This is a genomic window from Acutalibacter sp. 1XD8-36 (assembly GCF_009917525.1).
In the GTDB taxonomy this organism is placed as follows: domain Bacteria; phylum Bacillota; class Clostridia; order Oscillospirales; family Acutalibacteraceae; genus Acutalibacter.
This window is the reverse complement of the sequence record NZ_QZDU01000002.1, coordinates 416,896-437,290: the sequence shown is the minus strand read 5'-3', so window position 1 is coordinate 437,290 and position 20,395 is coordinate 416,896. Positions and strand designations below refer to the sequence as shown.

28 protein-coding genes are annotated in these 20,395 nt (G+C 56.0%); 24 read left to right on the top strand and 4 right to left on the bottom strand.

Annotated elements, in window-relative coordinates; translation table 11 throughout:
- Positions 1–30 precede the first annotated feature (30 nt).
- The 15 genes from rplR (at position 31) to rplQ (ending at position 8,013) form a co-directional block, all read left to right on the top strand.
- Positions 31–390: a 50S ribosomal protein L18 gene (gene rplR, locus D5270_RS05650; protein WP_166543158.1), complete on the top strand. Its 360-nt coding sequence runs from the start codon at positions 31–33 to the stop codon at positions 388–390.
- Positions 391–446: 56 nt separating this feature from the next.
- Positions 447–914, top strand: coding sequence for a 30S ribosomal protein S5 (rpsE, locus tag D5270_RS05645; RefSeq protein WP_161472212.1), 468 nt, complete (start codon positions 447–449; stop codon positions 912–914).
- Positions 915–929: 15 nt separating this feature from the next.
- Positions 930–1,097, top strand: a complete 168-nt coding sequence (gene rpmD / locus D5270_RS05640) for a 50S ribosomal protein L30 (protein ID WP_166543157.1) — start codon at positions 930–932, stop codon at positions 1,095–1,097.
- A 21-nt stretch (positions 1,098–1,118) separates the two neighbouring features.
- Positions 1,119–1,559, top strand: coding sequence for a 50S ribosomal protein L15 (gene rplO / locus D5270_RS05635; RefSeq protein WP_166543156.1), 441 nt, complete (start codon positions 1,119–1,121; stop codon positions 1,557–1,559).
- A gap of 1 nt (position 1,560) precedes the next feature.
- Positions 1,561–2,877 (top strand): preprotein translocase subunit SecY, encoded by a 1,317-nt coding sequence (secY, locus tag D5270_RS05630; protein ID WP_166543155.1) that lies wholly within the window; start codon positions 1,561–1,563, stop codon positions 2,875–2,877.
- A gap of 122 nt (positions 2,878–2,999) precedes the next feature.
- Entirely contained in the window at positions 3,000–3,638 is a 639-nt protein-coding gene (locus tag D5270_RS05625; protein WP_166543154.1) for an adenylate kinase, read from the top strand.
- Positions 3,635–4,387, top strand: coding sequence for a type I methionyl aminopeptidase (gene map / locus D5270_RS05620; RefSeq protein ID WP_166543153.1), 753 nt, complete (start codon positions 3,635–3,637; stop codon positions 4,385–4,387). Before D5270_RS05625 ends, map begins: the two co-directional genes overlap by 4 nt.
- A gap of 10 nt (positions 4,388–4,397) precedes the next feature.
- Positions 4,398–4,670, top strand: a complete 273-nt coding sequence (locus tag D5270_RS05615; protein ID WP_166543152.1) for a KOW domain-containing RNA-binding protein — start codon at positions 4,398–4,400, stop codon at positions 4,668–4,670.
- A 3-nt stretch (positions 4,671–4,673) separates the two neighbouring features.
- Positions 4,674–4,892, top strand: a complete 219-nt coding sequence (gene infA, locus D5270_RS05610; RefSeq protein WP_066537804.1) for a translation initiation factor IF-1 — start codon at positions 4,674–4,676, stop codon at positions 4,890–4,892.
- Between the two features lie 55 nt (positions 4,893–4,947).
- A complete protein-coding gene (gene rpmJ, locus D5270_RS05605) occupies positions 4,948–5,061 on the top strand; it encodes a 50S ribosomal protein L36 (RefSeq protein ID WP_004824776.1) in 114 nt (37 codons plus the stop codon).
- 140 nt (positions 5,062–5,201) lie between these two features.
- On the top strand, positions 5,202–5,570 hold the full coding sequence (gene rpsM / locus D5270_RS05600; RefSeq protein WP_161471938.1) for a 30S ribosomal protein S13: 369 nt from the start codon (positions 5,202–5,204) through the stop codon (positions 5,568–5,570).
- A 15-nt stretch (positions 5,571–5,585) separates the two neighbouring features.
- Positions 5,586–5,984 (top strand): 30S ribosomal protein S11, encoded by a 399-nt coding sequence (gene rpsK / locus D5270_RS05595; RefSeq protein WP_066537809.1) that lies wholly within the window; start codon positions 5,586–5,588, stop codon positions 5,982–5,984.
- A 24-nt stretch (positions 5,985–6,008) separates the two neighbouring features.
- On the top strand, positions 6,009–6,635 hold the full coding sequence (gene rpsD, locus D5270_RS05590; RefSeq protein WP_161471939.1) for a 30S ribosomal protein S4: 627 nt from the start codon (positions 6,009–6,011) through the stop codon (positions 6,633–6,635).
- 61 nt (positions 6,636–6,696) lie between these two features.
- On the top strand, positions 6,697–7,650 hold the full coding sequence (locus D5270_RS05585; RefSeq protein ID WP_161471940.1) for a DNA-directed RNA polymerase subunit alpha: 954 nt from the start codon (positions 6,697–6,699) through the stop codon (positions 7,648–7,650).
- Between the two features lie 21 nt (positions 7,651–7,671).
- Positions 7,672–8,013 (top strand): 50S ribosomal protein L17, encoded by a 342-nt coding sequence (gene rplQ, locus D5270_RS05580; protein WP_161471941.1) that lies wholly within the window; start codon positions 7,672–7,674, stop codon positions 8,011–8,013.
- 66 nt (positions 8,014–8,079) lie between these two features.
- Here rplQ and D5270_RS05575 read toward each other — a convergent pair whose 3' ends face one another.
- The 3 genes from D5270_RS05575 to D5270_RS05565 form a co-directional block, all read right to left on the bottom strand.
- Positions 8,080–8,931, bottom strand: coding sequence for an AraC family transcriptional regulator (locus D5270_RS05575; protein ID WP_166543151.1), 852 nt, complete (start codon positions 8,929–8,931; stop codon positions 8,080–8,082).
- 74 nt (positions 8,932–9,005) lie between these two features.
- Positions 9,006–9,554 (bottom strand): GNAT family N-acetyltransferase, encoded by a 549-nt coding sequence (locus D5270_RS05570; RefSeq protein WP_166543150.1) that lies wholly within the window; start codon positions 9,552–9,554, stop codon positions 9,006–9,008.
- Positions 9,555–9,556: 2 nt separating this feature from the next.
- Complete coding sequence (locus D5270_RS05565) at positions 9,557–10,318, bottom strand: SDR family NAD(P)-dependent oxidoreductase (protein ID WP_166543149.1); 762 nt, start codon at positions 10,316–10,318, stop codon at positions 9,557–9,559.
- A 174-nt stretch (positions 10,319–10,492) separates the two neighbouring features.
- Between D5270_RS05565 and D5270_RS05560 the strand changes: the two genes are divergently transcribed.
- From D5270_RS05560 to D5270_RS05535, 6 genes are all read left to right on the top strand, one after another.
- Positions 10,493–11,767, top strand: coding sequence for a YcxB family protein (locus D5270_RS05560; protein ID WP_166543148.1), 1,275 nt, complete (start codon positions 10,493–10,495; stop codon positions 11,765–11,767).
- A gap of 74 nt (positions 11,768–11,841) precedes the next feature.
- A complete protein-coding gene (locus D5270_RS05555) occupies positions 11,842–13,839 on the top strand; it encodes a hypothetical protein (RefSeq protein WP_166543147.1) in 1,998 nt (665 codons plus the stop codon).
- Between the two features lie 17 nt (positions 13,840–13,856).
- A complete protein-coding gene (locus D5270_RS05550) occupies positions 13,857–14,573 on the top strand; it encodes a 5'-methylthioadenosine/adenosylhomocysteine nucleosidase (RefSeq protein ID WP_166543146.1) in 717 nt (238 codons plus the stop codon).
- Positions 14,574–14,590: 17 nt separating this feature from the next.
- On the top strand, positions 14,591–15,307 hold the full coding sequence (locus D5270_RS05545) for a hypothetical protein (protein WP_166543145.1): 717 nt from the start codon (positions 14,591–14,593) through the stop codon (positions 15,305–15,307).
- Between the two features lie 111 nt (positions 15,308–15,418).
- Positions 15,419–16,021 carry a TetR/AcrR family transcriptional regulator gene (locus D5270_RS05540; RefSeq protein ID WP_166543144.1) on the top strand — a complete coding sequence of 201 codons (603 nt, stop codon included), beginning with the start codon at positions 15,419–15,421 and terminating at the stop codon, positions 16,019–16,021.
- 36 nt (positions 16,022–16,057) lie between these two features.
- Positions 16,058–16,576, top strand: a complete 519-nt coding sequence (locus tag D5270_RS05535; protein WP_166543143.1) for a flavodoxin domain-containing protein — start codon at positions 16,058–16,060, stop codon at positions 16,574–16,576.
- 10 nt (positions 16,577–16,586) lie between these two features.
- On the opposite strand, the gene lexA is transcribed toward D5270_RS05535, so the two are convergent.
- On the bottom strand, positions 16,587–17,168 hold the full coding sequence (lexA, locus tag D5270_RS05530) for a transcriptional repressor LexA (protein WP_166543142.1): 582 nt from the start codon (positions 17,166–17,168) through the stop codon (positions 16,587–16,589).
- A 355-nt stretch (positions 17,169–17,523) separates the two neighbouring features.
- On the opposite strand from lexA, the gene D5270_RS05525 reads away from it, so the two are divergent.
- The 3 genes from D5270_RS05525 (at position 17,524) to D5270_RS05515 (ending at position 20,370) form a co-directional block, all read left to right on the top strand.
- Positions 17,524–18,345 (top strand): M23 family metallopeptidase, encoded by an 822-nt coding sequence (locus D5270_RS05525; protein WP_166543141.1) that lies wholly within the window; start codon positions 17,524–17,526, stop codon positions 18,343–18,345.
- A 110-nt stretch (positions 18,346–18,455) separates the two neighbouring features.
- The gene (locus D5270_RS05520) at positions 18,456–19,355 is read left to right on the top strand and encodes a hypothetical protein (RefSeq protein ID WP_166543140.1); all 900 of its coding nucleotides are present in this window, start codon (positions 18,456–18,458) and stop codon (positions 19,353–19,355) included.
- 100 nt (positions 19,356–19,455) lie between these two features.
- Positions 19,456–20,370: a diguanylate cyclase gene (locus D5270_RS05515; protein ID WP_166543139.1), complete on the top strand. Its 915-nt coding sequence runs from the start codon at positions 19,456–19,458 to the stop codon at positions 20,368–20,370.
- Positions 20,371–20,395: the final 25 nt, after the last annotated feature.

Genomic DNA, 20,395 nt, shown 5'->3' with positions numbered 1-20,395 from the left:
ACAAGCGTTGAATGAAAGAAGGTAAAATCTATGGTAAACAAACCGGATACCAATAAGGCGCGCCTGCGCCGGCACAGAAGGGTTCGGGGCAAAATCTCCGGCACTGCCGAGAGGCCCCGCCTGAACGTGTTCCGCTCCTCTGCCCATATCTATGCCCAGGTGATTGACGACGTGGCAGGCGTGACCCTTTGCGCCGCGTCCACCGTGGAGAAGGGCTTCGAGGGCAACGGCGGCAACAAGGAGGCTGCCCGCAAGGTGGGCAAGCTCATCGCCGAGCGCGCTGCCCAAAAGGGTATCAGCACCGTGGTCTTTGACCGCGGCGGCTATATCTTCCACGGCCGCGTGCAGGAGCTGGCCGAGGGCGCCCGTGAGGGCGGCCTGAAATTCTGAGCGAGGAGGAATAGAGTTTGGCTAGTGAGAGGAATTTTGACCCCAACGGCGTAGAGATGCAGGAGCGCGTCGTCGCCATAAACCGCGTATCAAAGACCGTTAAGGGCGGTCGTGTTATGAAGTTCTCCGCCCTGGTGGTAGTTGGCGACGGCAACGGCACGGTGGGCTTTGGCATCGGCAAGGCCGCCGAGGTGCCCGACGCCATCCGCAAGGGCATTGAGGACGCCAAGAAGAACCTGTACCATGTGGCCCTCAGAGGCAGCACCATCCCCCACGAGATTGTGGGCGAGTTCGGCGCGGGCAAGGTTATACTGAAGCCCGCCGCCCCCGGTACAGGCGTTATTGCCGGCGGCCCGGTGCGCGCTGTTGTAGAGAGCGCGGGCATTAAGGACATCCGTACCAAGGCCCTGCGTTCCAATAACCCGTGCAATGTGGTGCGGGCCACTTTGGCCGGCCTGACCCAGCTGCGTACCGCCCAAGAGGTGGCTGCAATCCGGGGCAAGCAGGTCAAGGAAATACTGTAAGGAGGGCTCAAAAAGATGAAAGTAACCCTTATAAAGAGCCTTATCGGCAGCAAGAAGGACCAGATAGCCACAGCCCATGCCTTGGGACTTTTCAAGGTCGGCGACTGCAGGGAGCAGCCCGACAACGACCAGACCAAGGGCAAGGTCAAAAAGATTTGTCATCTGGTAGAGGTTAGTGAATAAGCTTGAAGGAGGTGCGTTAAAATGAAGCTAAATCAGCTTACAGCTGTGCCCGGCGCCACAAAGGACGCTAAGCGCATCGGCCGCGGCCACGGCTCCGGCAACGGCAAGACCGCCGGCAAGGGCCATAAGGGCCAGAAGGCCAGGGCCGGCCACGGAATGCGTCCCGGCTTTGAGGGCGGCCAGATGCCCCTGCAGAGGCGTATACCCAAGCGCGGCTTCAACAATATCTTCGCCAAGGAGGTCGTCTCTGTAAACATCGGCAGTCTCAACTGCTTTGAGGACGGCTCTGAGGTCACCGTGAACACTCTTATGGAGGCCGGCGTGCTCAAGAAGAGCGGCGACGCTTTGAAGATTCTGGCTAACGGCGAGCTCACGAAAAAGCTGACGGTCAGGGCAAACGCTTTTTCCGAAGCGGCAAAGGCCAAGATAGAGGCCGCAGGCGGGAAAGCCGAGGTGGTCTGAGTTGCTGAACACCATCAAGAATGCCTGGCGCATCCCGGACCTGCGTAAGAAAATGCTCTATACCCTGTTCATCATCGTGGTGTTCCGCTTCGGCTCGGTGATACCGGTGCCCTTCCTGGACGCTTCGGCCCTGTCCACGCTGATGGACGCTGCCAGCGACGGCAATGCGGCGCTGGGTTATATCAATATGCTCACCGGCGGCGCGTTCTCATACGCATCACTGTTCGCCATGGGCATTACGCCCTATATCAACAGCTCGATTATCATGCAGCTGCTGACTATAGCAATACCGGCCCTTGAGCGCCTCCAGAAGGAGGGCGAGAGCGGCCGCAAGAAGATTGCCACCATCACCCGCTATGTGACTGTGGGCCTGGGGCTTATCCAGGGCATTGCCTACTATTTCTACCTGCGCTCCAACGCTGGTATCGTGAAGGTGACCAGCGGCTTTGCCGGGGTCCTTGTGGGCATTGTCATCGTGCTGACCTTTACGGCGGGCACGGCCCTTATCATGTGGATGGGCGAGCAGATAAACGAAAAGGGCATCGGCAACGGCATATCCATTATCCTGTTTGCCGGAATAGTCGCAAGACTGCCAGTGACCTTCGGCGGCGTGTGGCAGTTCTTCAACCTGGGACTTACCAGCCCCTCCACCAGCGGCCAGTATCTAATACTGGCGCCCCTGTTCATCGTCTTGTTCCTGGTGGTAATCTGGGTCATCGTATTTATGAACGAGGCGGAGCGCCGTATCCCGGTGCAGTACGCCAAAAAGGTGGTAGGCCGCAAGATGTACGGCGGCCAGAGCACCTATATGCCTGTGAAGGTGGCAATGAGCGGCGTTATGCCCGTGATATTTGCCAGCGCCATACTGGGCATTCCCCAGTTCATCCAGGTTTTCTGGAACCCCACCGAGGGCTTTGGAAAAGCGTTTATAGACGCCTTCTCCCAGACCGGATGGCTATATACGGTGATTTACTTCCTGCTGATAATTATGTTCGCATACTTCTATATGTCCGTGCAGTACAATCCTTTGGAGATGGCGAATAACCTGCGCCAGAACAACGGCACCGTGCCCGGCCTCCGTCCGGGGCGGCCCACTGCGGAGTTCATCGCCAAGATACTCTCCAAGGTTACCCTCATAGGCGCGATGTTCCTGGCTTTTGTGGCGCTGATACCCATCATCTTCACCAACCTTACCAACATGCAGGGCCTGTCCCTGGGCGGTACCTCGGTGATAATCATTGTGGGCGTGGCGCTGGAGACCGTCAAGCAGATGGAGAGCCAGATGATGATGCGCCACTATAAGGGCTTCCTGGACTGAGCTGAGACAGCCGGTCCGCCGGAAAAATAATTGGGCAGCGGGCGCATAAAGCTTTAGCCGGAATGTCTTCCGGGAAGTTTTATGCAGCCGGAGCTGTCACATGGATGAAAGGGTGTATCAGTATGAAGTTAATCCTTTTAGGGGCTCCGGGAGCCGGAAAGGGCACCCAGGCCGAGGTAATTTGTGAGAATAAAAAGATACCGGCGATTTCCACAGGCAATATCCTGCGGGAGGCGCTGAAGAACGGTACAGAGATGGGCCTTAAAGCCAAGAGCTATATGGAGAGCGGGAAGCTAGTGCCCGACGAGATACTCATTGGCATTATAAAGGACCGTATCAAGGAGGAGGACTGCAAAGACGGCTTCATCCTTGACGGATTCCCCAGGACCATCCCCCAGGCCGAGGCTCTGGACGAGATGGGCGCGGATATCGACGTTGTGCTGGACATTGAGGTTGCCGACGAGGATATCGTGACCCGCATGTCCGGACGCCGCGTCTGCGAGAAGTGCGGGGCCTCCTACCACGTGCTGTATAAGCAGCCGAAGGCGGAGGGAGTATGCGACGCCTGCGCAGGCGCCCTCATTCAGCGCAAGGACGACCACCCTGACACGGTGAAGGAGAGGCTGGAGGTATACCACAGCCAGACCGAGCCGCTGAAGGAATACTACAGCAAGCAGGGCAAGCTGCGGGTAGTGCACGGACAGGACAAGGTAGAGGACACCACAAGGATGGTGCTGGAAGCCTTGGAGGACCTTTCATGATCGTGCTGAAAACCAGCAGGGAGCTAAGCGTCATGCGCAAGGCAGGGATAATATCCCAGAAGGCGCTGCGGCTTGCCGGAGAAGCGGTTGAGCCGGGGGTGTCCACCTGGGAGATAGATAAGCTGGTGCGGCAGTATATAGAGTCCGAGGGCGCCGTACCCAGCTTTCTCGGGTACGACGGTTATCCGGCCAGCACATGTATTTCGGTAAACAGCGTGGTCATCCACGGCATACCAAAGAAGAGCGTCATATTAAAGAAGGGCGATATTGTAAGCATCGACGTGGGGGCCTATTACGAGGGCTTTCACGGAGACAATGCCTGGACTTTCCCCTGCGGGGAGATAAGCGATGAGGCAAAGGCCCTGCTGGACGCTACCGAACGGTCGCTGTTTTTAGGCATCGAGCAGGCCCGCCCGGGGAATCGGGTGGGGGATGTAGGCCGGGCGGTGCAGGAGTATGTCGAAGCCCGCAGTTACTCGGTGGTACGAGAGTGGACCGGCCACGGAGTAGGTGCGGATATGCACGAGGACCCTAGCGTCCCCAATTACGGCACTCCGGGAAGGGGTGCAAGACTGACGGCTGGTATGGTCATCGCCATAGAGCCGATGATAAACCAGGGCCGACGCGAAATCGAGATAAAGCCCGACGGCTGGACTGTTGTAACAAAGGATGGAAGCCTGTCGGCGCACTTCGAGCACACCGTAGCCATAACCCCCGGGGGGCCGGTTATACTGACTCTGCCGGACTAAGGAGGAAGCTATGGAGCTAAAGCGCGGCCAGGTGGTAAAGTCCAGGGCGGGGAGGGATAAGGACAGCTATATGGCGGTCCTTGAACTAGACCCCCCATGGGTAGTGCTGGCGGACGGCAAGAAAAGGCCTGTAGAGCGCCCGAAGCGCAAGAAGCTTATGCACATAAGCCCGACTTTGAGAGTGCTTTCAGAGGAGGCGCTTGCCACCAATCGTAAACTACGGGCCGCCCTGCGGGAAGCGGGCGGGCAAGGAGAGAATACACCGTATGACGCGGAGGTTTGAGGTATGTCAAAGCAAGACGTAATTGAGGTGCAGGGCGTAGTAAAGGAAGCTCTGCCGAACGCACAGTTCCAGGTGGAGCTTCAAAACGGGCACACGGTACTGGCCCATATCTCCGGGAAGCTGCGGATGAACTTCATCCGCATACTGCCGGGGGATAAGGTGACGCTGGAGATGTCCCCCTATGACCTGACTAAGGGGCGCATAACCTGGCGTTCAAAGTAAGCTGCCCGGTTATAGAGAGTAAAGCAATCCTGACAGAAAGGAAAGTGATGATAGAATGAAAGTACGTCCTTCTGTTAAGAAGATGTGTGAGAAGTGCAAAATCATCAAGCGCAAGGGGAAGGTCATGGTCATCTGTGAGAACCCCAAGCACAAGCAGCGCCAGGGCTAAATAGAACGGCGCGAAGCGGGACGCGGTCCAGGTGCGTTAGGCGCCTGGCAGGGTTTGGGGCAGCGCCCCAAGGCTTAAGCGCAGGCAAAGCAAGCGCAATGAGCGTCCCCACAAACTAAGTGAAAGGAATGGTCAATAACATGGCTCGAATTTCCGGTATCGACCTGCCAAGAGACAAGCGAATCGAAATCGCTCTGACCTATATCTACGGCATTGGCCGCAAGACTGCCACGAATATCTGCGCCGAGACGGGCGTTGACCCCGATATCCGCGTGCGCGACCTCTCTGAGGACGACGCCTCGAAGCTCCGCGACTATATCGACAAGAACTGCCACGTGGAGGGCGACCTGCGCCGGGACGTAGCGTTTGACATCAAGCGCCTGGTGGAGATAGGCTGCTATCGCGGTGTGCGCCACAGAAAGGGCCTGCCCGTCAGGGGCCAGCGCACCAAGACCAATGCCCGCACCCGCAAGGGTCCCCGCAAGACCATGGCTAATAAGAAGAAGTAAGGAGGGATTCACAAAATGGCACAAAAGACCACTAAGGGTACAGTGCGCCGCCGCCGTGAGCGCAAGAATATTGAACGCGGCGCGGCCCATATCCAGTCCACGTTCAACAACACCATCGTCACCATTACCGACACCCAGGGCAACGCTATCTCCTGGGCAAGCTCCGGCGAACTGGGCTTCAGGGGCTCCAGGAAGTCCACACCCTTTGCCGCTCAGACCGCTGCGGAGACCGCCGCGAAGCTGGCAATGGAGCACGGTATGAAGTCCGTTGAGGTGTTCGTTAAGGGTCCCGGCGCCGGCCGTGAGGCTGCTATCCGCGCGCTGCAGGCCGCAGGGCTGGACGTGAGCATGATAAAAGATGTGACCCCCATCCCCCATAACGGCTGCCGCCCACCCAAAAGGCGCCGCGTGTAAAAACATTAGGAGGTTACAGAAAATATGGCAAGATATACAGAAGCCGTTTGCAAGCTCTGCCGCCGCGAGGGGCAGAAGCTGTTCCTGAAGGGCGAGCGCTGCTACACCGACAAGTGCGCCATCTCAAGGAGGGCCTACGCCCCCGGGCAGCACGGCCAGGGCCGCAAGAAGGCCTCGGAGTACGGTATGCAGCTCAGAGCCAAGCAGATGACCCGCCGTTTCTACGGTGTGCTGGAGGGCCAGTTCCACCACTACTACGAGATGGCAACAAATATGCCCGGCAAGGCCGGCGACAACCTCCTGATACTTCTGGAGAGCAGGCTGGACAATGTGGTGTACCGCTGCGGCTGGGCCAGCTCCAGGGCTGAGGCCCGCCAGCTGGTGGTGCACGGCCACTTTACCGTGGGAGGCAAGAAGGTGGATATACCCTCCTATCTTGTGAAGCCAGGCGAGATGGTCGCCATTAAGGATAAGAGCCGTTCAAGCGAGAAGTTCAAGGCTGTGCTGGAGTCAAACTCCGCCCGTCCCGTGCCCAAGTGGCTGGACGTTGACGCGGCCAATGCGCAGGCAAAGGTCGATGCGCTGCCCACCCGCGAGGAAATCGATCTTGAGGTGGATGAGACCCTCATCGTCGAGCTGTACTCTAAGTAATCCCCACAAGGGATAAGCGTATTTGAAGCCGTTACTTTGTCTGTGTAGAGGAGGATCGCGGATGATTGAGATAGAAAGACCCAAAATTGATATAGCGGAAACATTCGAGGACGGCACATACGGCCGGTTCGTTATCGAGCCCCTGGAGCGCGGCTTTGGCACCACGCTTGGGAACTCGCTGCGCCGGGTGCTGCTGTCGAGCCTGCCGGGGGTCGCCCCCAGGTCTATAAAGATAGACGGCGTGCTCCACGAATTTTCCACCATCCCGGGAGTAAAGGAGGACGTGACCGAGATAGTCCTGAACGTCAAGGGGATAGTCGCAAGGCTCTACTGCGATGGGCCCAAGACTGTGGAAATCTCTGCGGAGGGGCCCTGCGAGGTCACCGCCGCGTCCATCCAGGCGGACAGCGAGGTGGAGATACTGAACCCCGAGCTGCACATCGCCACCCTGGGCGAGGGGGCCAAGCTCTATATGGAGCTGACCCTGGATAAGGGAAGGGGCTATGTCTCGAACGAGCGCAACAAGCAGAATATGCCCGAGGGCGTTATCGGCGAAATTGCGGTGGATTCCATTTACACACCTGTACTCAAGGTCAACTTCAACGTGGAGAATACCCGCGTTGGACAGAGCATCGACTTTGACAAGCTAACCCTGGAGGTTTGGACCAACGGGGTGATAAATGCCCAGGAAGCCGTCTCGCTGGCGGCAAAGGTCCTGACCGACCACCTGAACCTGTTCGTAGACCTGTCCGATAAGGGCAAATCCACGGAGATAATGGTGGAGAAGGACGAGGGCGGCAAAGAGAAAGTGCTGGAAATGACGATAGAAGAGCTGGATCTGTCGGTCCGCTCGTTCAACTGCCTCAAGCGCGCGGGTATAAACACCGTGGAGGACCTAATCAACAAGTCCGAGGACGACATGATGAAGGTCCGGAATTTGGGGCGCAAGTCGCTGGAGGAGGTCGTGTGGAAGCTGGCTTCCCTTGGCTTCAGCCTGCGTAAAGACGACGAATAAGCGTAGATAGGAGGTATCTTCATGCCGGGAACCAGAAAGCTGGGCCGCAACACCGCGCATCGTACCGCGATGCTCCGGGGGATGGTGACGTTCTTCTTTGAGAACGGAAAGATAGAGACCACTGCAACCCGCGCCAAAGAGGTGCAGGCTCTGGCGGAGAAGATGATTACCATAGCCAAGACGAACGACCTTCACAGCAAGCGCATGGTCATGAGCTTTGTGACCAAGGAGAGCGCTGCCGCGAAGCTGTTCAACACCATTGCGCCCCAGTATGCCGACCGCAACGGCGGCTATACCAGGGTGACCAAGCTGGGCCCCCGCAGGGGTGACGCCGCAGAGATGGCGATTTTAGAGCTGGTGTAATAGACGCAAAAAGAGAGCGCGTTCCCAAAGCGGGAGCGCGCTTTTTATATGCCTGCAAAGCGAAATTTAATTTTTCTTCTTTACTACCGGCACCCAAACCTCATAAACTGCATTCTGGGGGTCAGGGCTAAGATAAACCTCGATATCAGGAGCATCACCATACTCATATCCGGATGTAGGCAGCCACTCGGTAAAGACCCGCCTCTCAAGCTCCTGTATAGACTCGTTGGGCCCCTTGCCAGGAAAAATCGCCCAGTCGGCCGCGGGCACCGTAAATTTTTCAAGCCCGCCGGAGTCATCCTCTGAGGCCACAGCAATATAATACCGTCCCTGCCTGGTCACTGTATCAAAATTGCTGACCCCCAGCACACCCTTGGGCTCACCGCTCATACGAGCCGCAAGCTTTCCCAAGGTGCCGTTTGCGCCGGCCTCAGCCCACTTTTTGGGTATCACCTGGAAATTTTTCTCAAGCTCACGCTCAAGGGGTACGGAGACTCCCACAATCGTGAAGGCCTCACGGTGTTCAATGCGAAAATTCATCTCTTCCACTCCTTTAACAGTGATTTTGAAGGAGATAGGGGGAAAGGATTTGACCGAAGCTCCCGGCGCTCTGACAGAGGAGGGCGGACAGCCGTGGACGGACTGAAAGGCGCGGTTAAAGGCCGTGGGGGAGTTGTAGCCATATTTCAGTGCCACGTCCAGGACCTTGCCGCCCTGCAGCAGGTCAACCGCCGCAAGGGACATGCGCCTGCGCCGGATGTACTCTGACAGGGGCATACCGGCGAGATAGGTGAACATCCGCTGAAAATGGTAGGGGGAGCAGCAGGCTATGCGGGCAAGGGCCTCATAGTCCGGAGGACTGCCAAGGTTGTCCTCAATGTAAGAGAGCGCTGAGTTGAGCCGGTCAAGCCATTCCATAATATATCACCTCAAGGAAAATAATAGCATAAAGAAACGGGCCTTACCTCTCAATTTCTGCACAAAAGGGAGAGCTAGAATTCCAGGGTCATCAGCCAGCAGTCAACCATCACTCCGTCATGGAGCTCATGCTTTGGCAGTAGCTTCACCTTCTTAAACCCGCAGGCCTCATAGCACCGTATAGCCCGGGGATTGTCGGCGTGAGGGTCCAGCACCACCGCCCGAGCACCGCAGCTGTCCCGAAGATAATCACAGATAAGCTTTATGAACTGCCGTCCAAGGCCCTTTCCCCAGAGCTCAGGCTCGCCAATAAACTGGTCGATACCGAAGGCCTTCAAATCATGGCGGTCATACCCATATTCAGTAAAGCCCTCGTCATCCAGCTGGTACGCCTGGACATACCCAATATCCTGCCCGTTATAGCAGACGATACAGGCCGAGCCGTTCCACTCCTCGGTATAAAAGTCTTCCTGTATGCGTTCAGGGGTGAATACCTCATGGGGGCCCTCCCAGTATTCCAGGTTGCGGGGGTTCGTAAGCCAGCGCAGGAGGGTGGTAGCGTCTTCCTGTTCAAGCGGGCGAAGGGAAACTGGGCCGTCCTGGGCGAATATCTCATATTGCATAGCTATACCTCCGTAAACTGCATAAGGAATCCGTGAGGCAGAAGCTTGCCTATGAGCCTATAGAGCTTATAGAAAAAGCTGTTGGTATAGACCAGCTTGCCGCGCTTAGCGGCTTTTAATGAGCCAGCCGCAACCGCAGGGGCGCTGACCCGGGGAAGCTTGTCTATCAGCCGGGACTTGCCCTCGGGAACATTGGCAACCTTCCAGAATTCAGTTTCCATGGGCCCGGGGCATACCGCCAGCACCTTGATGCCTCTGGGACGCAGCTCGTCATGGAGGGCCTTTGACAGGGAAAGCACAAAGGATTTTGTTGCGGCATAGACAGACATGCGGGGCGTGGGGGCGAAGGCAGCTATAGAGGCCACGTTTATCACCAGGCTGTCGTCCAGCATATATGGCATACAGAGGCGGGTGACGCAGGTAAGGGCCCGGCAGTTTAAGTCCACCATATCAGTCTGGGCCCGGCGGTTGGAGGCGAAAAAGTCCTCGCATTTCCCAAAGCCGGCGTTATTCACAAGCACCTTTATCTCCGGGCTGTTCTCCTTAAGGAGCTGCTCGAATATATCCAGGCTCTCATCCTTGGAAAGGTCCAGAGAGATGGCTGCGACGGTTTTGTCCGGGTGCTCCACAGCTATCTCCTTTAAAAGCTCCTTTCGGCGGGCAATGAGCCAGAAGGCGTCCACGCTGGGATACTGCTCGATAATGGCGTTGATATATTCCTTTCCAAGGCCGCTGGAGGCCCCGGTTATGACTGCTGTTACCATTTCTGTCTCTCCTTTCATAAGCCGGAAAACTTTACATATAAATTGTACGCCTTCAAAGGCCTGCCGTCAAGTAGAAGAATGGGGAAGAATATTTACAAATTATCTTTCCATCTGCGCAAGACTTGTGATATAATAAAAGAAATATCGTGAAAAACCAGAGAGGATGTTGTTATCTTGAGAAAAATAGTGTCTGTTTTGGCGGCTCTGCTCCTTATAGCGGCACTGCCGGTTATGGTCCCGGCTGAGGCTTGGGTGGGGGTGGACTTCCAGTTTGAGGCCCCTGAAGGGATGTACCAGCTTGGCCCCGGCATAGAGGAGAATGACCCGGCCTGGGCCCTTGCAGGGGTAGGCGACGCCGCCGCAAAGCTGAAGGAGTACCAGGAGATGGGGGTGCTGGCAAACTTCCTCTCTGAGGATGGGGCAACGGATATCTCCGTAATGCAGAAGGTGTCCAAGGAGAGCGAGACAATCTTTGACCTGCGGCTGATGGAAGAGGAGGACAAGGCGGAGTTTTTGGAGACCCTTGCAAAGGCAGGGAACGAGGACGTTGCCATAGAAAAGGGCTGGTTTGAGAATGAGTCCGGCCTGCTGTTCTACAGGATAAAGATAGACGTGGGCGGCGAGCGGGAGATGCACGAGCTTATCTACGGCACTATTATGAACGGCTACTCCCTGAATATCGATATTCACACCCTGGATACCGGCATGACCCCGGAGCAGGAGGAGATAGTAGAGAGGATGGCTGACTCCATGGTATTTACCAATATTTTGGAGAAGCCCCCGGAGGATGTAAGCGCCGCACTAAACGCGCTCCTATTGCTGATACTGCTGCTGGCGGCTGTTGCCGGGCCCTTGATTTATGTGCCCATCAAGAGCAAAAGGGATAAAAAGAAGAAGGCAAGGCTCACAGAGCAGCTCTCAGAGTTCCACAAGACCAACGGGAAAGACACCGCCCATGGTGAGGCCGTATATGTAAACGAGACCGACTGCACCAGGGAGGCGATACACCGCTTCAGCTATTATCAGGCCTATGTGAAGAATATTGGTGAGGTGATATTCGGTACGCTGCTCTGTGTGGTGACTGTCTGCGCCGCATTCCTCATAGACTCGGTCTGGTGGATGAAGCTGGCGGCGGTGGCTGTCACGGCCTACTATGCCTATAAGCTCATTGCAATGCCCGGTGCTGTTGAGAAGATACAGATAAAGGTCCACAGCCAGGGCATGAGCAAGACCGCCCACTATACCTTCTATAACGATGTATTCAGGGTATCGGGCATACAGTCCGCAAATGTGGTGCCATATTTCCAGCTCACCGAGGTGCGCCGCTGCGGCCAGTACCTCTACCTCTACTACGGCCCGGATAACGCCTACCTGGTGGACGACTACGGCTTCCAACAGGGTGAGAGCAGGGACTTTGAAAAATTTATCCGTGGAAAGCTTCAAAAATAATAAATATTTCCAAAATTTTTGCGACTTTATATATAGGAGGGGCTTCTCCAAAATTAATAAAGGAGCTGAGATAAATGAAGAAGCTGGGATTTTACGCGGTGGTAGTAGCAGCGCTGGTATTCACACTTTGGTTTTGCACAAAGGACGGTATGCAGCCGGACAAGGGGGCGTCCCCGCCAGTGGACACAGTGGGCTCGGTGCTCCTTGAGAGCCGGTTCATGGGCAAGAAGGTGAGGGTGGAGAGCGAGGAGGACATTCAGCGCCTTAGCGAGACCCTCAGCACCCTCAGCGAGGAGAACGGCATGATGGTGGATTTGGAGGAGGATTTCCCAGAGCATATGCGGGACTGGACTATCCAGTGGCTCTCCACAAATGGTGAGAGCCAGGCCGCAGTGGAGATAAGCGCCGCAGGTACGGTATTCCGGGGCGACCAGTGCTTTAATTTCCTGGGCGGGGAGATATTCGACATGGACTACCTCAGAGGACTGCTTTTAGGGCTGCCGGAGGTGAGGGAGCCGCAGGAGATAATGGATGTGGAAGGAATAGAGCGGGCATCCATGGAAGGCGGCGGCAGGGAACCCAGCACCTTCACCAAAAGCGACCTGGAGGAGCTGAAAGCTATACTGAGGACCGCAAGCTTCTGCGAGGACGGTGAGCAGGCAAACTGCGGCACCTACGGCATAAGGCTTTACAGTAAGAATCGCTATGAAGAGTCGAAAACTATCACCCTTTGCGGCAGCCTGATTGAGTTCGGGGACTATATTTTCAAGGTGGAGGGCGAGGGGTTCAGCGATGAATGGATAGAGTATATGTTCAGGCCCAGAATATGCCACGAGGATGATATCCTGTTTTTCTCAATAAGCACAGAGGATAAATCTGTCAGGATAACCGACCCGGAGCTTATGGAGCGCCTTGAAGGTGACATCCGGGAGATGAGGTTTAAGGAGGATGGGCCCGGTGAGAGCGAGCAGGAGCGGTTCTATATAAACAGGTATTATGCCGACGACCATTACGATTATGCCATATTTATTATCGACGAGGAGACAATCAGATATGGCAGCAGGATATATAAGGTCGCGGGGGACAAAAAGTTTGACTTAGACCTCTACTCGGAGCTTATCGACCCCAACGGACCATATAAAAATCACCCGGGTGTGGAGCACTGGAAGGACGGAGACCCGCCCATGGCCGAGGTCACGCCCCGGCCCCAGCCTACTGCCGGCGCGGAGCTTGAGCCGGAGGGCACGCCGCCCTTTGAGGTGATGGATGACCCTCCGGAGGAGAAGGTCTTTGACTTTGACGAGGGGTACGTCATAATGGACTATAGGACCATATTCAGGGACGAGGACTTTGAGGCCCTGGCCGACGAGCTGCGGAACCTTCACTTTGTGCGGCGGGACAAGTGCGATATGGACTCCTTCGCAAACCATGCCACAGGCTCGGACCTGACGCCCTACCACGGCGACCCTTATAACGAACTCATCTGGTACGACAAGGACGGATACGTCCGTGAGGAGTTCAGGCTGCGCACCATGGAGGGCTGGATAACCTACGGCGGGTACTACTATGAGGCCAAAGAGGGCGGAATTGACTTAGAGAACATCAGGCGCCTGGAGAATACGCTGCCCGGGCCGGAGTGGTACGAGTCGAGCCCTATTGAGAGATTGCGAAAGGATATCACTAAGGCCAAATCCCTTTGGATAAAGGACCAGGACTACACCTGGGTAGTGGTGGTCAACGACGCCGAGATTTTAGATAGAATAAGCGATAATCTGAAGGATAAGGAGTTCTTTGCCCAGCCCGGGGAGTACCCTATGGACGACCCCTATACCTATGAGCTGGAGTGGTACGAAAATGTGCTGGGGCCCTATGGCTCGAGAGGCTATATCACCTCCATGATGGTAAAGGACAGATACAGCGTGCGAGGGGGCTATAAGCTCCGGGAAGGCGAGATAGATATGGCTCTGCTGGATGAGCTCTGCAAGCCCGACGGAGAATACAGCGACAGAGAGGGCGTACGTTTTGTCTGGATGAAGGACATAGCTCCGGAGGATAATGCAAACGTAACATAAGGAAAGGAAGATACAGAATGGAAAACAAATCACCCATCGGCATAATAGGGGCAATGGAGGTAGAGGTCAACAGTATCATATCCCGGCTCAGCGGGGAGCAGAGCGAGTCAGTGGCAGGGCTTGTATTCCACAGCGGAACGCTTGAGGGGATGCCGGTGGTAGTGGCCCAATGCGGGCCGGGGAAGGTAAACGCCGCTGTGTGCACGCAGATAATGATACTGAAGCATAGCCCCAGGCTCATAATAAACACCGGTGTGGCAGGAGGCGTAGGCGTAAAGATAGGCGACTTGGTGGCCGCCGAGAGCTGTGTACAGCACGACTTTGACACCAGGGCCCTTGGGGATAAGCTTGGTACTCTGTTTATCCGGCGCGGGGACTCAGAGACGGAGAATATACTGGAGCTGCCCTGTGACATGACCGCCGCAAAGGTGCTGCTGGAGGAGGCCAAGGCCATATACGGCGGGGCACATATGGGCGTTGTAGCTACCGGGGACGAATTTGTGGCGGATAAGGAGAAAAACCGCTGGCTTGGAGAACAGTTTGGGGCGAAGGCTGTGGAAATGGAGGGCGGAAGCATTGCCCAGGCCTGCTATATGAACGGCGTGCCCTGTGCTGTGCTGAGGGCCATCTCGGACAGCGCCAACGACGACTCGCCGGTGGATTTCCCGGCCTTTGTCAGGGAGACGGCTGAAAAGAGCGCGGAACTGCTCATAAGAGCGGTGCAGAAGCTCTGAGAGCGGGTGAGGGCATTATGAGAGAGATGGAACAGAGGGCCCTGTCATACCTTGGGCGGAACCCTGTACTCTGTATGGACATGGTGGAGGCTATCAGGCGGGGCGACGGAGTTGTAAGCGCAGTGCGCATGGACGGTGTGCTGATAAGCGTTCCCAGGAGCGGGGCCTGCCTGCTGGTAGCAGGGGACACCGCGGCTGCCGGAGCCCTGGGAGAGCTTATCCGCGGCGCGGTCCAGCTGGCTGTACACGATAAAAAGAACGCGGAGCAGCTTGCCGATGAGCTGGGCTTCGGCGCAGTAATGGAGTGCCGGGCGGCGGCGTATCTGAGCCCTATGCCTCCAAGGAGCAGAGGCTTTGACCTCCGGCAGGTGAAGCCTCTGGGGGCCGGGCAGGAGGACTTGGTACTGGAGAGCTTCCCCGATGAATTTGACCGGGATGAGCTGCGGGAGAGGATATCAGCTGGGGCGCTGCACGGGGTGATACGGCATAGGGAGATGCAGGGAGTCATTGGCCTCTACCCTGAGGGGGGCATAGGTATGCTGGCTGTCCGGCAGGATTTGGGTGAGGAGGTCCCGGAGCTGCTGTCGGGGCTCGTGGCATATATCACCGGCTGGTGCCTGGAGAACTGCCTTGCGCCGTTTGTGCATGTCCCAGTAGGGAACGAGGACATATTGGGGATATACGAGCAGGCCGGATATACGGTAAGTGAGAAAAGCATGTTTTGGCTTGGATAAAATAATGGCCCGGGAGAGCTATATGCTTTCCGGGCTTTTTTATCCTTGACAAAACGAACAGTTGATAGTACAATATAGAAACTAACAGACGTTAGCAGAAAGGAGCAGGAAATGCCTACAAAAGAAAAAATCATATGGGAAGCCCTCGGCCTTTTCTCGACCCGCGGATATGCGGCAGTGTCTGTCCGGGATATCGCCGCCGCTGTAGGCATAAGGGAGAGCTCGCTTTATAACCATTTCCAGGGCAAACGCGCCATATTCGACGCCATTGTGGATATCTGCTGGTCCAAAGCGGAAGAATACTACCATACTCACAGCCTGCCATTTTCAGCGGAAGACGACCTCACTATCTTTCAGCACACCGGGCAGGAGCTTGAGGAGACTATACTGGAGGTATTCAGATTCTTTTTTGAGGACCCCTGGAACACCCGCTTCCGCCGCCTTCTGACTATCTGCCAGTTTGAGGACCGGCGGGCAGGCGAGCTCTACAGGCAGCTCTACTGCCGTTATCCTGTAGAGGTGCAGGAGAAAATATTCGCGGAATTAATGGAAAAGGGAATCTTCCGGACTGGGGACCCATCGGCTCTTGCAGGCCAGTTTTACGGCGGGGTATTCCTGCTGCTCTGCTCCGGAGAGGGCTGGGAGCAGGCGGAGCCAAGGCTTAGGGAGCATATCAGGCAGTTTACAGACGCGTATATGTTAAAGCAACAATAAAGAAGCCGCCCGGAACAGGCGGCAGGGAGGTAAAATATGAATACAGTGATAATTTACAGCTCAAAGACCGGATTTACGAAAAAGTACGCCCAATGGCTCAAGGAGGACCTCTCATGTGACTGCTTCCCATATGAGGAGCGGAGGATGGTGGATTTTGAGAAATACCAGGCTGTGGTTTTTGGCAGCGGGTGCTATGTTGGCAGGATAAATAAGCTGGGCTGGCTGAAAAAGCAGCTGCCTAAGCTTCGGGGGAAGAAATTAGCCGTGTTCTTCACCGGGGCCATGCCTCCCGACGCCCCGGACGTGCGGCGTTTAGAGCGCGAAAATTTCACCCCCGGCGAGCTTGAGCTTATCCGGCCCTTCTACCTTCAAGGCGGACTGAACTATGCCGCCATGAATCCGATAGACAGGCTCCTTATGGCAGTATTTAAGAAAATGCTCAAATCAAATGCCGAATCCTCAAAGGAGAGGGTAATGCTCCAGAATATCCAGGAGTCATTTGACAGCACGAAGAGGGAGAGCTTGAAGCCTCTGGAGGAATATTTGAAGCAGTAATCCTGCTTTTTTAATAGTACCGAAGCACGGCGATGACCCGGCCCAATAGTGAGGCGTGGTCGGAGTAGATGGGCTCGAAGTCCGGGTTTTCCGGCTGCAGGCGTATGCCGTCCGGCTCGCGGAACAGGCGCTTTACAGTGGCCTCCTCGTCTATCATCGCGACCACTATCTCGCCGTCATCTGCGGTGGGGGTGCGCTCCACCACCACATAGTCCCCGTCCAGGATTCCGGCGTCGCGCATACTCAGCCCCATAACATGCAGGGCAAACAGCTCCTTGCCACTTTTCTGGGGGAAGGGCAGATACCCCTCAATGTCCTCCACGGCTAAAATGGGCATACCGGCAGTGACCCGCCCCAGCACAGGCACCTGGGATGTGGGCTCAGTGCCCTCAATATGGATGGAGCGGTTGAGCCCCGCATCCCTGGAAATGTACCCCAGGCGCTCCAAGGTCTTTAAGTGGGCGTGCACCGTGGAGGTGGAGCGCAGGCCTGTGGCGCGGCATATCTCCCGGACCGTGGGGGGCACCCCGGAGGGCAGTGTCTTTATAAGATAGTCATATACCATTTGCTGGCTTTTAGTTAAGCCATCCATTGGGCAGCCTCCTCTGCTAGCGTTTTTACTATTATATCATGGTTTACGGAAAAATGCAAAACGAATGTTTGCGAATTTTATTAAAAATTTGCCCGGAAATTCTTTAAGGATTATTCATACCTCTTTAACAACTCACAGGGCCCATAGGAGTATAATAGGCTCGTAGGGAAGAGGGAGCAACCCAACTCCCCTTTCCGTACATGTTCTACCCTCCTCAATAATACCCCTCAAGCAAATAGGGCGGGCCGGTGAAAGCCGGTCCGTTCTGCTTTTTATCAAAGCCGTATAAACCCCTTGCTTTCAGGCTAAAATACTCTTGCAGGTCAAAAGATTACCCCTGAAAGGAAGCGAATTTATGAACGGCAAACGCTTTTCGGAAAATAAGGCAAGACGGAACGGTTTTTACCTGGCGCTGGCTGTGTGCCTGGTGGCGGTGGGCGTGGCGGCCTGGAGCACCTTCGACGCGGTGCAGGGCTACATCGCCGCTACAGAGGAGCTGGACAGCAGCTCACCTGAAAATGTAAACAGCAGAAGCGACGACCCCATGTCCCAGAGGTCCCCGGCCCCCAGCAGCCAGCCCTCAAAGCCCTCAACATCATCGGCTGGGGAGGCAAAGCCCTCAGAGTCCCCGGCGCCTACGCCTAAACCCAGGGCGACCTATGTGCCAAAGCCCAGCGCCCCCCCGGAGGGCACCGCCTCTGAGCCGGCGGACGCTGAGCCTGCCAAGCCGCAGGTACCGGCTAACGCCCCCCTCTATGAGATAAGCGGCGAGATGATTTACCCGGTGAGCGGCGAAACTGTGTCCAAGGCATACAGCGCCGGAGCCCCGGTGTACTCGGACACCATGCGTGACTGGCGCGTCCACACAGGCGCGGACTTCTCAGCCGAGAGCGGCGAGCAGGTGCTGGCCTGCGGCAACGGAATTGTGAAGGAGACCTACACCGACAGTATGCTTGGAAACGTAGTAGTTATAGAGCATGGGGATTACCTTTTCTCCTACTGCGGCCTGGGCGAGAACTTCCAGGTGGAGCCCGAGCAGGTGGTGACCATGGGCCAGGCTATCGGCAGCGTAACAGCAGTCCCGGGCGAGTCCGCGGACAAGCCCCACCTGCACCTTGAGGTCAGAAGGGACTCGGCGTATCTGGATCCTCAGGCGGTTATTGAGGGACAGGATTAGCGGAAAAGATGAGATATTTTGAAAAAACTTCGGGTTTTTCCGGGGTTTTTTCTTTTTTGCTTAAATATCCCGAGGGATTTTGCGACTGAAATTATAGAGGAGGGATTTTCATGAAGCAGGGAGCAAGGCAGCGGAAGCTGACGGCATTTGCCGCAGCAATCATAATAGTAGTAGCCGCAGCCGCTATTATATTATGGAGCGATTACCAAAGCGCCAGGTCAAGCTTCCCAGTGTGGAAGGAGCCGGAGGAGCTTCCACCGGCCCGGGAGGAGTGGCTGATGGAGGCCGGCGGCAGCTTTGAAATCACTCAGCTTAGCGGCGAAGGGCTTGCCTGGGACAGGCTGAGCATATGGCTGAAGCCGTCCGGCGAGGGCAGTTTTGGCTTCTATGCCGCGCCGGTCATACTGGACTACAAATGGTGCGGCAGGTGGTACACAGTTTATGAGGGGGAGGAATGTTATACAGTCCACTCCGAGGACGGCGGGGCCGTGGGCGTAGACCTGCGCTTTCCGTCGGGGATTTTTCACCGGGACGGGCGATACAGGGTGAGGCTGGGGATAAAGAACAGCAGGCAGGACGGTATATACCAGGTCTGCAGTTACGAGTTTAGGGCGAAGCACCTGGACGGACCGGCAGAGGGGATGGAGGCCAATGACTATGATAGCTGGCAGGAGGCCCGGGAGGAGGATACGGACAACGGGCGTATCACCCTGACGCCCAGGCGCACATATACAGACGGCGACGGGCGGGCCATGCTGGAGTTCTCGGTGCTTTTCAATGAGGACTCCTACAGCATGGGAATAGATTCACGTGTGGACCGGCTCTGGCAGGGGAGATGGTATACTGTCTCGGGGCCGGATATCCAGAGGGGAGCGGCTACAGGAGGCTCCGGGGAGCCGGGACAGGAGTTTATCACTGCGGCAGCAATACCCGGTAAGGTCCTCCAGCACCCTGGCACCTACCGGCTCTACTGGGGCCATACCTACTACTGTGAGTTCACTGTGGAATAACGCCGAAAATACTGATTGCTCCTTGACAGAACTGCCCGGCTGTGCTATATTAGAATAATAAATATGGGCCTTTGGGGCACATCGGGGAGTGTCATTTTACTTGGAAAAGATACTTATAATTGACGACAGCGCGGTGCAGGCTGCGCACCTGAAAAGCATACTGGAGGAGGACTACCAGATTACCGTAGTGCAGGAGTCGGAAAAGGGGCTGAAGTACGCCAGCGAGCAGGACTTTTCCCTGATACTGCTGGATGTGGTAATGCCCGGCATGGACGGATTTGTGCTTCTGAAAAAGCTTCAGGAGGAGGTTGCCACCAGGCATATCCCGGTGATACTGATAACCTCCCTATCGGACATTGAAAATGAGCAGAGGGGGCTGACGCTGGGGGCGGTCGACTACATATATAAGCCCTTCCATCCGCTGATAGTAAAGGCCAGGGTGAACACCCATATAAAGCTCTACCAGTACCGCAAGCAGGTGGAGTACCAGTCCATGACAGACCAGCTCACAGGTATTGCCAACAGGCGGCGATATGAGCGCACTAGCGAGCAGAAGTGGCAGGAGGCCATACGGCTCAAGGTGCCCTTCTCCATCTGCATGATGGACATAGACCACTTTAAGAAGTTCAACGATACCTTCGGGCATCCTGCCGGGGACACGGTGATATCCTCGGTGGCGAGCACAGCCGGGTCGTACCTGCGCAGGAACACGGACTTTTTAGCCCGGTACGGCGGCGAGGAGTTTGTGGCCTTTATGATGGGCGACGAGGCGAAGCCGGCCTTTGAGCAGATGTGCCGGGTGCGCAGGGCGGTGGAGGAGCTGCACATCCCCCACTGTGGGTCGGTCTCAGAATGGGTGACCATAAGCATAGGCGGGACCACTGTGCGGCCGAAGCGCGGGGACTCCTTTAGCACATACCTGAAGATAGCCGACGCAATGCTGTATGACGCCAAGAGGTTTGGGCGCAATCAGGTGGTTTGGAACAACGAAAATATGCGCCAGTTTAAGGAATAAGAAGGCGCCTGTACCAAGTGTGGTA

Bases quoted from the DNA above. Each gene is read 5' to 3' on its own strand.
- D5270_RS05540 (WP_166543144.1), top strand. From the start codon at position 15,419: ATGCCTACAAAAGAAAAAATCATATGGGAAGCCCTCGGCCTTTTCTCG.
- D5270_RS05625 (WP_166543154.1), top strand. From the start codon at position 3,000: ATGAAGTTAATCCTTTTAGGGGCTCCGGGAGCCGGAAAGGGCACCCAG.
- lexA (WP_166543142.1), bottom strand. From the start codon at position 17,168: ATGGATGGCTTAACTAAAAGCCAGCAAATGGTATATGACTATCTTATA.
- rpsM (WP_161471938.1), top strand. From the start codon at position 5,202: ATGGCTCGAATTTCCGGTATCGACCTGCCAAGAGACAAGCGAATCGAA.
- rplO (WP_166543156.1), top strand. From the start codon at position 1,119: ATGAAGCTAAATCAGCTTACAGCTGTGCCCGGCGCCACAAAGGACGCT.
- rpsE (WP_161472212.1), top strand. From the start codon at position 447: ATGCAGGAGCGCGTCGTCGCCATAAACCGCGTATCAAAGACCGTTAAG.
- rplQ (WP_161471941.1), top strand. From the start codon at position 7,672: ATGCCGGGAACCAGAAAGCTGGGCCGCAACACCGCGCATCGTACCGCG.
- D5270_RS05535 (WP_166543143.1), top strand. From the start codon at position 16,058: ATGAATACAGTGATAATTTACAGCTCAAAGACCGGATTTACGAAAAAG.
- D5270_RS05570 (WP_166543150.1), bottom strand. From the start codon at position 9,554: ATGCAATATGAGATATTCGCCCAGGACGGCCCAGTTTCCCTTCGCCCG.
- rpmJ (WP_004824776.1), top strand. From the start codon at position 4,948: ATGAAAGTACGTCCTTCTGTTAAGAAGATGTGTGAGAAGTGCAAAATC.
- D5270_RS05520 (WP_166543140.1), top strand. From the start codon at position 18,456: ATGAAGCAGGGAGCAAGGCAGCGGAAGCTGACGGCATTTGCCGCAGCA.
- map (WP_166543153.1), top strand. From the start codon at position 3,635: ATGATCGTGCTGAAAACCAGCAGGGAGCTAAGCGTCATGCGCAAGGCA.
- rpsD (WP_161471939.1), top strand. From the start codon at position 6,009: ATGGCAAGATATACAGAAGCCGTTTGCAAGCTCTGCCGCCGCGAGGGG.
- D5270_RS05545 (WP_166543145.1), top strand. From the start codon at position 14,591: ATGAGAGAGATGGAACAGAGGGCCCTGTCATACCTTGGGCGGAACCCT.
- D5270_RS05615 (WP_166543152.1), top strand. From the start codon at position 4,398: ATGGAGCTAAAGCGCGGCCAGGTGGTAAAGTCCAGGGCGGGGAGGGAT.
- rpmD (WP_166543157.1), top strand. From the start codon at position 930: ATGAAAGTAACCCTTATAAAGAGCCTTATCGGCAGCAAGAAGGACCAG.
- D5270_RS05585 (WP_161471940.1), top strand. From the start codon at position 6,697: ATGATTGAGATAGAAAGACCCAAAATTGATATAGCGGAAACATTCGAG.
- D5270_RS05550 (WP_166543146.1), top strand. From the start codon at position 13,857: ATGGAAAACAAATCACCCATCGGCATAATAGGGGCAATGGAGGTAGAG.
- D5270_RS05555 (WP_166543147.1), top strand. From the start codon at position 11,842: ATGAAGAAGCTGGGATTTTACGCGGTGGTAGTAGCAGCGCTGGTATTC.
- D5270_RS05525 (WP_166543141.1), top strand. From the start codon at position 17,524: ATGAACGGCAAACGCTTTTCGGAAAATAAGGCAAGACGGAACGGTTTT.
- D5270_RS05565 (WP_166543149.1), bottom strand. From the start codon at position 10,318: ATGGTAACAGCAGTCATAACCGGGGCCTCCAGCGGCCTTGGAAAGGAA.
- rplR (WP_166543158.1), top strand. From the start codon at position 31: ATGGTAAACAAACCGGATACCAATAAGGCGCGCCTGCGCCGGCACAGA.
- infA (WP_066537804.1), top strand. From the start codon at position 4,674: ATGTCAAAGCAAGACGTAATTGAGGTGCAGGGCGTAGTAAAGGAAGCT.
- D5270_RS05575 (WP_166543151.1), bottom strand. From the start codon at position 8,931: ATGGAATGGCTTGACCGGCTCAACTCAGCGCTCTCTTACATTGAGGAC.
- rpsK (WP_066537809.1), top strand. From the start codon at position 5,586: ATGGCACAAAAGACCACTAAGGGTACAGTGCGCCGCCGCCGTGAGCGC.